Origin of the sequence: Proteus sp. CA142267 (assembly GCF_003336825.1) — a bacterium.
Classification (GTDB): Bacteria; Pseudomonadota; Gammaproteobacteria; order Enterobacterales; family Enterobacteriaceae; genus Proteus; species Proteus terrae.
This window is the reverse complement of sequence record NZ_QPMG01000001.1, coordinates 195197-207819: the sequence shown is the minus strand read 5'-3', so window position 1 is coordinate 207819 and position 12623 is coordinate 195197. Positions and strand designations below refer to the sequence as shown.

At 35.6% G+C, this 12623-nt stretch carries 10 protein-coding genes; 9 read left to right on the top strand and 1 reads right to left on the bottom strand.

The window, feature by feature from the left end; translation table 11 throughout:
• Positions 1-13: 13 nt before the first annotated feature.
• The 9 genes from C0T34_RS00970 to ahpF all read left to right on the top strand — a co-directional run bounded on the left by C0T34_RS00970 (position 14) and on the right by ahpF (position 11437).
• On the top strand, positions 14-898 hold the full coding sequence (locus C0T34_RS00970; protein ID WP_098942720.1) for a 4Fe-4S binding protein: 885 nt from the start codon (positions 14-16) through the stop codon (positions 896-898).
• A 127-nt stretch (positions 899-1025) separates the two neighbouring features.
• On the top strand, positions 1026-2051 hold the full coding sequence (locus C0T34_RS00965) for an NAD(P)H-quinone oxidoreductase (RefSeq protein WP_098942722.1): 1026 nt from the start codon (positions 1026-1028) through the stop codon (positions 2049-2051).
• A 516-nt stretch (positions 2052-2567) separates the two neighbouring features.
• Positions 2568-4406, top strand: a complete 1839-nt coding sequence (locus tag C0T34_RS00960) for a tyrosine decarboxylase (protein WP_098942724.1) — start codon at positions 2568-2570, stop codon at positions 4404-4406.
• A 425-nt stretch (positions 4407-4831) separates the two neighbouring features.
• The gene (locus C0T34_RS00955; RefSeq protein WP_109849564.1) at positions 4832-5629 is read left to right on the top strand and encodes a PadR family transcriptional regulator; all 798 of its coding nucleotides are present in this window, start codon (positions 4832-4834) and stop codon (positions 5627-5629) included.
• Positions 5622-5777, top strand: a complete 156-nt coding sequence (locus C0T34_RS18195) for a hypothetical protein (RefSeq protein ID WP_164530186.1) — start codon at positions 5622-5624, stop codon at positions 5775-5777. The genes C0T34_RS00955 and C0T34_RS18195 overlap by 8 nt, the downstream gene beginning before the upstream one ends.
• A gap of 674 nt (positions 5778-6451) precedes the next feature.
• On the top strand, positions 6452-7975 hold the full coding sequence (locus C0T34_RS00950; protein ID WP_109849563.1) for a carbohydrate porin: 1524 nt from the start codon (positions 6452-6454) through the stop codon (positions 7973-7975).
• 330 nt (positions 7976-8305) lie between these two features.
• Positions 8306-8956 (top strand): hypothetical protein, encoded by a 651-nt coding sequence (locus tag C0T34_RS00945; protein WP_231039347.1) that lies wholly within the window; start codon positions 8306-8308, stop codon positions 8954-8956.
• Between the two features lie 282 nt (positions 8957-9238).
• Positions 9239-9802, top strand: a complete 564-nt coding sequence (ahpC, locus tag C0T34_RS00940; RefSeq protein ID WP_006536680.1) for an alkyl hydroperoxide reductase subunit C — start codon at positions 9239-9241, stop codon at positions 9800-9802.
• Between the two features lie 69 nt (positions 9803-9871).
• A complete protein-coding gene (gene ahpF, locus C0T34_RS00935; protein WP_109849562.1) occupies positions 9872-11437 on the top strand; it encodes an alkyl hydroperoxide reductase subunit F in 1566 nt (521 codons plus the stop codon).
• Positions 11438-11568: 131 nt separating this feature from the next.
• On the opposite strand, the gene C0T34_RS00930 is transcribed toward ahpF, so the two are convergent.
• Positions 11569-12558 (bottom strand): tyrosine-type recombinase/integrase, encoded by a 990-nt coding sequence (locus C0T34_RS00930; RefSeq protein ID WP_109849561.1) that lies wholly within the window; start codon positions 12556-12558, stop codon positions 11569-11571.
• Between the last annotated feature and the right edge of the window lie 65 nt (positions 12559-12623).

Here is a 12623-nt window from a genome sequence, read left to right as displayed (position 1 = left end):
GGAGTAGTGATGTATGAGGCGTTTTATTAAGGTGGATCTTCCTCCTGAACCAATTATTAATGATAAATGTGTTAGAAAACGCCTCAAACAAAGCCTATGTGATAGTTGCTCCAAAGTTTGCCCTGTAGGCGCTATCACTTTTGCTCACTTAGATGTAAAAATAGACAATGAACTCTGTTTTCAATGTGGTAATTGTCTATTTACTTGTCCCGTTGATGCGATAGAAAATATCGCGCCTCATGAAAGAACACATCAAGATAATTACCTTGTTGTTAATCATGATGAACCGTTAGCAAGTACAGAAGAATTATTAGTATGGCATCGCCAATATCAAATTAGAGGCATGAAAATAGCACAGCCTCTAGTGGATAAATGGCTTCCTGTTTTAGCAAACTTAAATCTTCAATTAAAAACGTTACAAGAGCCTATTTGGCAATTGGTTATTACAGAGCCCACTGATATTGATAGTGGGCGTCGCTTTATGCTTTTTCGTCAAAAACTAGATGAAAAACCACTCAATAAAAATCAAGTAAGAACAGGGTTAAATGCAAGAAAGCAACTTTATCCTGAAGACAGTTGGTTCCAAATTCAGCTAGATAAAGACGGTTGTATTCTTTGCTCTGCCTGCGCCAAAGTGTGTGATGAAGGTGCGATTGAACTTGAAAATAATATATTTACACTTGATGAAAAGCGCTGTACAGGTTGCATGAGCTGTGAAGTGGTGTGTTTTCCTAAATCTATTCATATTAATGAACAAGTTGCTAAAAATAACGAACCCATACACTATCATTATTATGATGCTCATTGTGAAAAATGCCGTTTAGCATTTTTATCATGGACGCCAGAAGCAAAATTGTGCCCGATTTGTATACAACATCAGAAGCAAGGTTGGTTATAATCTCTCTTAAATACACTAAGTTATTTATTGCTTCATAAGGCAATACCCTGATTAAAATCAGAAATAGGGTGTTGATTTTGCTTATTTATCATTAAATTTCGAGTGTAGCTAAATAAAATGGGAGTATATGATGAAAACAACTGTTTTACCTGCGAATATGTTAGAAATTGCCATCACAGAGCCAGGTGATATAGATAAATTACAACCTCAATTATCACCGATACCTCCACTTCCCCCACATTATCTTTTGATCAAAGTTGGTGCTTCTGGTGTTAATCGCCCCGATATTTTTCAACGTCAAGGTAGTTATCCGCCACCAGCTGATGCTTCACCTATTCCAGGTCTTGAAGTTGCTGGAGAAGTTGTCGCATTAGGTGAAAACTGCACTAAATGGCAACTGGGAGACAGAGTTTGTGCTTTAGTTGCTGGTGGTGGTTATGCTCAATACTGTATTGCGCATGAAGACATCGCGTTACCGTCAATGAATTTAACGGATATTGAAGCAGCTGCATTGCCTGAGAATTTTTTTACCGTCTGGGCTAATTTATTCCAGTTAGGAAAACTAACACAAGGTGAATCTGTTCTTATTCATGGCGGAACCTCGGGAATTGGTTCAACAGCCATAATGCTGGCTCATACAATAGGTGCGACAGTTTATACAACGGTTGGCTCTGAAGAAAAAGCAGCCGTAGCTCGTGATCTTGGTGCTGATTATGTCATTAACTACAAACAAGTCGATTTTGCTAAAGAAATTCCTATTTTAACTGAAGGAAAAGGCGTTGATGTCATCCTTGATATTATTGGTGGGGATTACGTAGAAAAGAATTATCAAGTTGCCGGGAAATTTGGGCGAGTTATACAAGTGGGCATGATGAAAGGAATGCCTAAAAATTTAAATATGATGCCAATGATGATTAAGCGTTTAATTCACACCGGTTCAACGATGCGATCCCGTTCAATAGAAGAAAAGGCACAAATAGCGCAAGAGCTAAAACAACAAGTGTGGCCACTTATTGCTGAAGGGAAAATTAAGCCAATCATTAATGCTACGTTCCCATTAAAAGAAGTGGGAAAAGCACATCAATTAATGGAGTCTGGTGATTTAATTGGTAAAGTGATGCTTGAAATTTTACCTTATAACAAAAAAGAGTAAAAATAAGAGTAATTAAAACTTATTTGATATAAGAGTAAGAAATAATTTTTCTTCCTAAAAAGCGAATATTCCGAAAAACACATGTTCAATATTTCATGTGTTTTTTTATATATTGAAGAAAAAATGAATTACATTTAAATAAATAAACGCCTATTTTAGATAAGTAACTTGATATCTATTCTTAATAACAGATATTAAGCGACAGAATTATTCGTTGATTCTAATTAGGGTAGGTTTAAGTATTGACCTTAGCAAAAATAATATCATATCTACAGAAATATAACTTAAATCAAAATTGATAATAAGTTAAAGAAACTAACAAATAAAGCTAAATCATTTATCCTCAAAATGTCAGTTACTTAAATTAAATTGGAAAAATATTAACTAATATCAATAAAATAAAGAAGATTCTTACTCATCATGTAGTATATCATTTGAATAAAGGTTAATTATTAACGATCAGTAAACATAATTCTCATTAAAACAGATAATAAAAATTTATATATAGGTGCGATGATGGCAAATTACAAACAAACCTGTCTGAGTGCTACAGAGCGTGTATACCATACCCGAACCGTTGATACCCTTACATGTTATCATCGAGAGATGGCAAAAATATTAATGAATAGTGAGTATTCTTTTCCTAAAGAAAATAAAGTGAAAAGAAATAATAGCGAGTGTTTAGACGCTAAAATAAAAAGTAATACTATTGAAAAAAAAGCAGTAGATAATGCTTATGAATGTATTTTAGAGACTTTAAAACAGCAAAATAGTTATAGTCAATCTGATATTGAACCTTATTTTTCCCATCATCAATCACAAGTGATGCAATTGGCGAAATTCGGCTATCTTTCAGCATTAGTTTACAATTCAGATAATGTTTTTAATAACTATTCACCCTTACTAAAAGAACAAGAAAAGAAAATTACAGATGATCTCTGTAGGTTAATTGGTTTTTCATCCGAAGATGCATTTGGTCATATCACAACAAGTCATACTCTTGCTTGCTATGAAATATTATGGGCGCTTAGAAATTTAAAAACATTACCTATGGCAATTGCTCGTCATCCAAAATCACGAGATTTGGTTGCAGATAAAAAAGCATTTGAGTTATTCAATATGTCTGTCACGGATATTTTAGCAATAAGTGAACAACTCAATGAGCGTGGGATTTTTGATGATGTTAGTCATTTAACATGCCGAGGAACGGGCATGACAAAAACAATGCATTTAGGAAAACTACTTGTTCCTGTTTCTCGGTTTGAATTTTGGAAAAAAGCAATGGATATACTGGGGTTAGGGTATGACAACCTTATTGCATTGCCTATTGATGAAACATTTAAAACTGATATTGAAAAAACACGTAGTATTGTTTTTCGTCTGATTGAACAAGGTGAGCCAATTCTTGGTGTTATAGGAATATTAGGTGCACCGTCTTATGGTTGTGTTGATAAGTTAAAGCCTCTTTTCGAACTAAGAAAAGAGTGCGAAGAAAAATACAACAATTCATTTTATATCCATATTGATGCATCTCAATTTGGTTATATGAAAAGCTTATTTCTTGATGATAACTACGATCTTATCCCTTATCAGATTCTGTGTAAGAAATTAAAAAAAGAAGCCCCATTACTTGAGTTGACACCCGAAATATATGAAAGTATCACACAACTTTCTCTCGCTGATTCAGTCTCTTTTGAACCGTTTCAAGCTGGATTTTCACCATATCCTACGGGTGTAGTATGTATTAAAGATGCGCGTATTAGTCGTTTTTTAACAAATCCCCCTAGATTATGCCCAGAGCAAGCGGATGATGCTCCTAAAATTGATGGTATTCAATCCGCACCAGCAGTAGCGTCGATGTGGAGTGTGCATCAACTCTATCCTTTTACTTCATCTGGATATGGAAAATATGCACAAATTCAATGGGAAACGCGCGTCAAACTTGAGCAATTTTTTAATCAAGCAACGGCTTTCGAAAAAGAAGGTGAGCACTATTATATTCGTGTTTTATCTGCATCTGACTTTAATAAACTAAATTTTGCGATTGTAAGAAAAGGAAATAAGGATTTAGAAACGCAAAATGACCTTAATAAAACAATCTATGAAAACTTGGTTATAAAAAGTCATCATAAACAAGATTTAAGTTTGTTAACGCTTTGTGCTCGCAATAGTGATAATGCACCAGCACAGTTTTGTTCTGAGTGCGATTTTGATAACAATGAGTGGGAAACTATCAAACACTTAAATTTGTTACAGTTGACTATAAAAAGTACTGAAACCTGTGATGAACAACAGATTGAGGCTGGATATCAATATATTAAGAACGTGGTTTTATCAGCATTAGATAATAAGTAGTGATATCTCGTTTTTGTTATATTTCCTACAATTAAAATAAATTTTATTAAAAAGTGAAGTAGTGGGTTATTACTCATTATCTTCGCTTTTTTTTAAATAGCAACAGGTGACAGTGTCACTTATGTTGTTCTAAAAATGGTTGGCTATTTCATGTGATTTTTAAGCTGACAATACCTATTTTTTATTCTTCTCTATTAATTTCCTTCTTTTATTTTCACTGATAGCACATAAAAGCAAGCTAGAGAATGAGAATCATTCATAATTAAACTAATGCTTTAAAAATTTAATCATAAATAAATCATATTGTTAATGATGGAACTGATTTAGATGTACATTTAGATATATCTAAAGCTTGATCATTTAGATATATCGGATTATATTGCACTACATGAATTCGATATATCTAAAACAATGAGGGAATATTTATGATGATTCGAGCATTAAACTCACTTTATCAACAGCGTGCTGAAAATGGTAGTCATGGACATGGTCACGGAAAAGGGCGTTGTGGTAGTAAAGGTAAACATAGCCAACACCAAGAACATCACAGTGAACATTGTTGTCATGGTGAACACGGTCATGGACATGAAGGTCGTGGTGAACATGGTCATGGACACGAGGGACGAGGTGAATGCTGCCATGGAGAACATGGTTCTGAAGGGCGGGGAAAACAACGTGGTCGTGGATGTGGTAGCAGAGGGAAAGGTCAAGGTCGCCAATTAAAACGTATGTTTGATCATGGTGATTTACGAGTTCTGTTACTTAGCATGATCTCAAAAAAACCAAGTCATGGCTATGAAATTATAAAAGAAATAGATGAGGCTTCTTCAGGATTATATGTACCTAGCCCAGGTGTTATTTATCCAACGCTAACACTACTTGAAGAGCAAGATCTATTACTTGCTACGATTGCTGAAAAAGGTCGTAAAAACTACAGCATTACACCTGAGGGTGCTGCATTTTTAGCAGAACATCAGGAAATAGATGCCAATATTCAAAGAAAACTGGCTTATGCTAGAGATTTATCTCAAAACGCAGGTGGTGTTTCTGAGGAGATTGAATCTGCTGTTGGTAAATTAAAAGCAGTTTTACGCCATAAATTAGTGTTAAAAGAGCTCTCTGTGGAAAGAGCTGGACGTATTGCTTCTATTCTTAATGAAGCAGTTGAGAAAATTGAAGCTATTAATGAGGCATTGATCTCAGAGGAAAGGGAAGATGAATAAAACAGATACTCAGCTACAAAATTCAAGAAGAAATAATGAAATAGACAAAGAAGATTTGGAAAATAATCCAGCAGTAAAAGAACAAATTTGCCCTAAAATGCCAGTTTCTTACTTTCGTAGAGCGTTACGTAAACCTGGTAGAATATGATAATGATGGACAGAGGTTATAATGATATGACCTCTGTCAGTTCTTCTCCTTCCACCATATTAGCTTACCTTTATAGTAAGGTGTCTAAATAATAGAAGCTAATAACACCGTTATAAAATTACTCTCTTCAGATCTTAACTATCTTTTGCTTAGTTTAAACCTTACTTAATAAATCACTTTATTTTCTTTCTATACTCCTATTTTTGATGGTTATTTGTGTCTTTTTTCTTAGGTTATTGTACCAACCTCAAAAAAATCACAAATGATTATGGAAATGTTCCATATTAACGATTATTTTATGTAGGCTAGTGAACCCATTAAAAAATTTGAAAACTTAAACCAGAAATATGCTGAAATAACAATAAATTAAATACCAAATCAAAATAATAAATGTTTGTAAGTACTTAAACGAGAATAAGTACCTCAGTTCAAACATAGTCTTACTTATGATACTGGAAGTTAATCAGTAAAAATAATGGCAAGGTAATGAAGATATTGGTTTATTTATTGTTAAGAATAGAATTAACGATGCGAATAACCGATTGATATTTATATAATATTATCGAATAAAAATAACAATACGCTTATTAGATAGAACGATCGATTAACCAAATTGATTATTCTGTATTTGCCGTACCTGTTAAACCAACATTTGCTAACTTAGGAATATTCGAATGAAAGTAAAAGCATTATCTGTTGCGATAAGTTTAATACTCGCTACGCCATTATGTGCAAACGCACAAACTGACATAAGTGCAATTGAAGCAAGGTTAAATACTCTTGAACAACGTGCAACCGCCGCGGAAGCTAGAGCCACCGCAGCAGAACAAAAAGTGGCTCGCCTTGAGCAATTAATTAATTCCAACAGCTTATCTCAAGAAAAGAAAGCAATGAATCATGTTACAACCGTCAACATGGAGCAACGCATTGCTATATTAGAAAAGCAATCTGATGAGGCTCAAACAAAAGTAAATATTGCACAAACCCAACTTAATGAAATCCAACAAAAACAATCCTCTCAGCTTGCTAGTACAAAAAATAAAGAAGGTACAGGCTTTTTCTCTACCAATACAAATTGGGGGGATCTCAAATTGTACGGTGACGTGGAATATAATATCGATGCTACTAGTAAGAAAGGGCAACTAACATCGATGAGAATGATGCCCGGCAATCAAAAAGATTTTGATGATAATGAAAAATGGTCACTTAATGGGCGTATTTTAATCGGTGTGGATGGTGAGCGAGAATTGAAGAACGGTAATTATGCTGGTTTTCGTGTTCAGCCAATGGCTGACATGACGGGTAAAATGAATCTAGATGATGCTGTTTTCTACTTTGGTCAACGTGATAAATGGCAATACAAAATTGGTCGTTATGAAGCTTACGACATGTTCCCACTAAATCAAGACACATTTGTTGAGTATTCAGGTAATACAGCAAATGATTTATATGGTGATGGTTTTGGCTATATCTATATGATGAAAGAAGGGCGAGGTCGTAGTAGTGATGGTGGCAGCATGATGGTTAATACACACTATAACGACTGGTATTTTGAGCTAAATGCTTTAGTTGAAGATGGAACTTCTGTTTTTAAAGATAATGAATATCATGGGCGTAAACTTGATAACCGCAAAAATGTTATTTATATGCGTCCTGTTGTTGCATGGCAGAAAGACAAATTAACTATTGCGGGAGCAATAGATGCGAACGTGATAAGTAAAGCTTATGGCTATGATGATGAAAATGGAAAATTCCAAGATCAATCGCGACGTACAGGTTATGGCTTAACTGTAAAATGGGACACTTTAGCTGATGATCCTATTAACGGCATTGTTGCAAATTTAAGTGCTGCTTATCTTGATGCTAAAGGTGAAAATGATTTTTCTATTGGTAGTAATGTCTTATGGCACAAATTTCAACTTGGTTATATTTATGCTCATAATGATATTAAAGCTTATTATCAAAAAAGCGGAAATAGCAGTGGTCAAAATGACACCTATTTAACGCTCAATCCTGGAAAGTACAATATCAACACTGTATTTACTTCTTATGAACTACCAAATATTTTAGATATGGATAATTTTAAAACCTATTTAGGTGCTTATTATTCGCGTATAGATGGTAAAGGCGATATTAATGTACATAGCAGTGATAAAGATCGTTACGGTGCCCGTATCCGCTTTAAATATCTATTTTAACCTTACTTTTATACTCAAAGTTAGCGATTAGCTTCATATATAAAGACTTCAAAACACAACGTACTGTTGGTTAGTTGGAGTCTTTTTTCTTATATAATGTATAGAGTCATTAAATCTATTCACTAGATTATTTTTTCGAACTTACCACTCTTTATTTTCTGAACCTTGGTTATTTCTAGTTGTGAGACCTCTCGAATTTTTGAATTTTTCTTTATTAGGTAACTGATTTTACGGGTGCTTTTGTTTTATTTCCTGCCATAATCGGTTTAACGTTTACAGACGCTTAAATAGCGTATTAAGTACGGATGATATTTATCAGGAAATAATTCAATGTCTTTCTATATACAAAACAGTAATTCAAATAACGATAAAACCTATAAGAAAAGTAGAACAAAAATACTATTAATAGGCTTAGCCTTAATTCCTTCATTTGTATTTGCTAATGACCTTTCTCAATTGCCACAAAAAGAACGCGTAGCTTATTTTACTCAGGCCCAGCAAGCAGGGATCACAGGTGTTGCAATTAAAACCAAGCCTGTATTAGCAAGGCCAGCCAAAGAAAGTGAGATTATCACCACAATAATTAAAGGTGAAGGGGTTGAAACCGTTTCAGAACCAGCAAAAGTCGGTGATTGGGTAGTACAAAATATTTGCCCAGAAACAGGTAATGAGGAGATCTTGGTAAGAAAAGCAAAATTTGCTCAGCGTTACAATCCCGCAGAGAAAAGTGAAATTAATCTAGCATCTTATCCTAGTGGTTATCAGCCTTTTATCCCCAAAGGCATTGAGATGAATTACTTTATCGTTCCTGAATCTACACCTCCATTTGCAATGAAGGCACCTTGGGGAGAATTGCAACGTTTCCAATCGGGCGATGCGGTTGTGCAATCCACAAAGGATAACCAAGATATTTATCGTATTCAAAAGGCAGCATTTGAGTGTACTTACACTATTCTAAAACCTGCAAAATTAGCACAGTAATATTAAATTTATCTACGAGAGCTTGAATATTAATTTTATAATTCATGTAGTTATAACTGTATTGTTACTGAAGGTAAGGATATTAAATAGAAAGAGTGGTTAATAGAAAGTAGGCGAAATTTGATTGTTGTGCATTTGCTTTAATAGCTACATTTCGTTAACCTATCTCTATCAATTTCTTCAACTCATTAGGTAAAACCTATTGAACTGATAGCAGGAATGTATTAGCTATTCTCAAGTGGAATAGGTACATTAGACCCATACCAAACAGGAGGAAATACAATGTCTTTAATTAATACCCCAATCAAACCATTCAAAAACATGGCATTTAAAGACGGTCAATTCGTAGAAGTGACTGAAAAGGACGTCGAAGGCAAATGGAGCGTTTTCTTCTTTTACCCTGCAGACTTCACTTTCGTGTGCCCAACTGAATTAGGTGACTTAGCTGATCATTATGCTGAGTTCCAAAAAATGGGCGTAGAAATTTACTCAGTTTCTACTGACACGCATTTTACCCATAAAGCATGGCACAGTAGCTCAGAAACTATCGGTAAAATCAAATATGGCATGATTGGCGACCCAACTGGCGCATTAACTCGTAACTTCGAAAATATGCGTGAGAATGAAGGCCTTGCTGACCGTGGTACTTTTGTTGTTGACCCACAAGGTATTATCCAAGCAATTGAAATCACAGCTGAAGGTATTGGCCGTGATGCATCAGACCTGCTGCGTAAAGTTAAAGCTGCTCAGTATGTAGCTAGCCACCCAGGCGAAGTTTGCCCAGCAAAATGGAAAGAAGGTGATGCAACTTTAGCTCCATCACTGGATTTAGTTGGCAAAATCTAAATAAGAATTAAGCCACTAAAAAGTTATTTATCGGGTGTTTCGGCACCCGATTTTATTGAGGGTGCAAAAATGTTAGATAATAATTTAAAAGCTCAATTGAAAGCTTATTTAGAACGATTAACCCAGCCAGTTGAGTTAGTAGCAACATTAGACGACAGCAAACATTCTGCTGATATCCAAGCGCTATTAAAAGAAATCGAACCATTATCCGATAAAGTCACTTATCGTGAAGATAATAACGCTAATGTACGTAAACCATCTTTTCTTATTACCAACCCAGGGAAAGAAACAGGTGTTCGCTTTGCAGGCTCGCCATTAGGTCATGAATTTACTTCATTGGTTTTAGCATTATTGCAAACCGGTGGTCACCCATCAAAAGAAGCACAAGAATTACTTGAACAAATTCGTCAGTTAGACGGTGAGTTTCATTTCGAAACCTATTATTCGCTCTCTTGTCATAACTGCCCTGATGTTGTTCAGGCATTAAACTTAATGGCGATTTTAAATCCGAAGATCACACATACTGCGATTGACGGAGGCATGTTCCAAAATGAAATTCAGGAACGTAATATCATGGGCGTTCCTGCTGTATTCTTAAATGGTAACGAATTTGGTCAAGGTCGCATGACCTTAGCTGAAATTGTTAATAAAGTAGACAGCAATGCAGAAAAACGTACTGCAGAATTGTTAAATCAAAAAGATGCATTTGATGTATTGATTGTGGGTAGTGGCCCTGCTGGTGCATCAGCTGCTGTTTATTCTGCTCGTAAAGGTTTAAATACAGGTCTTATTGGTGAACGTTTTGGTGGCCAAGTTCTTGATACTGTTGATATTGAAAACTATATCTCAGTACCGAAAACCGAAGGTGCAAAACTTGCTGGTGCATTAAAAGCCCATGTTGATGATTACCAAGTGGATGTGATTGATAGCCAAACTGTTAGTCGTTTAATTCCGGGAGCATCAGAAGGGGAATTACACAAAATTGAAACGGCGTCAGGTGCAATTTTAAAAACTCGTAGCTTAATTATTGCGACAGGTGCTCGCTGGAGAAATATGAATGTTCCCGGTGAAAATGAGTACCGTACTCGTGGTGTAACTTATTGCCCACACTGTGACGGCCCACTGTTTAAAGGTAAAAGAGTTGCTGTTATTGGTGGTGGTAACTCAGGTGTTGAAGCTGCAATTGACTTAGCTGGCTTAGTTGAACACGTAACAGTATTAGAATTTGCTTCAGAAATGAGAGCAGATGCGGTATTACAGAAAAAATTACGTAGCTTAGGCAATGTAGAAGTTATCTTAAATGCGCAAACCACAGAAGTGTATGGCGATGGCACTAAGTTAACTGGCCTAAAATACAAAGATCGTACTAATGATTCTATGCACGATATTGCATTAGCAGGTATTTTCGTTCAAATCGGTTTATTACCTAATACACAGTGGTTAGAAGGTACTGTTGAGCGTAATAAGATGGGTGAAATTGTTGTTGATGCCCGTGGTGAAACTAATATCAAAGGTGTATTTGCTGCTGGTGACTGTACAATAGTTCCTTATAAGCAAATCATTATCGCAGCTGGTGAAGGTGCTAAAGCCTCACTTAGCGCTTTTGATTACTTAATTCGCACAACGGCAAAATAAGAAAATCAAAGATAATCAATAAGTTATAGAGAAAGGCATCTTTTTTAAGATGCCTTTTTTTGTACATAAAATCATCAAAAAGGGCTGAAAAGTGCCCCTAAGTGTTCAAGTGTGGACAATATGTGGACACTCTAAACCAGTAATTCTGTACTACCTTTCAAGGGGTTATATTGAATGGCATCTTGTAAGAAGTCTGGCGCAAAGTGTGCATAGGTCAACGTTTGTTGCAAATTAGTGTGTCCTAAGATGCGTTGTAACGTAATAATACTTCCGCCGTTCATCATAAAATGGGTGGCGAATGTATGGCGCAATGCGTGGGTTGCTTGACCTAATGCCATACTGGGCTTCACTTTTTTAATTGCTCTACGAAACATGTGATAAGACGTTTCAGTAAAGAGCAATCCTGATTTCTTTGTACAAATCATGTCAGCAACAGCTTGAGAAATTGGCACAATTCTTGGCTTATTGGTTTTGGTGTACGTAAATCTCACCTTATTTTGGATCACATGTTCACGTTTTAGTTTGAGCGCTTCACCCCAACGGGCGCCAGTGCTTAAACAGAGAACGGCAACTTTTAGGTTGTCACCTTCCAATAATGCTAATAATTGCTGAATTTCATTATCTGTTAGATATGACATTTCAGTCGTTTGCTGTTTTAACCGTGATATTCCTTGAACGGGATGTTTACTTAAAAAGAAATCCGTTTTTTTAAGCGCCGTAAACATACCGCTGAGTGCTGAGATATCCCTATTTATCGTTGAGGCTTTTACGCCAGAAGCGAGTCTAAGCTCACGATAGAGTACCAATTGCTTATCGGTTAATTGGCAAACAGGGGGATTATTCAGTGATTCAGCAATACGCCTCACTCTTAGGTGTGTCATTCTTCCATAAGGTGTATTTTTGCCGAACACTTCCCACCAAATATCAATTAAATCGCTAAGAGGGCGAATATCGGTTGATGTTTCTACCCAATCTTTTGTTTGCTGATTAGCTAGTGAATAACGTTCAAATAAAATAGCTTCTTGCTTCTTTTCAAAGCGTCGTCTGATCCGTTTTCCGTGACGGCCAGCCGGTCTAATGTCCACTTCATATTGACCATTTTCGAGTTTCTTAATTGTCATAAGAAAGCCCTCCAATGGAACAAATGCTTTGCGAATCAATAAATTCACAAAATGCTTGATGTATT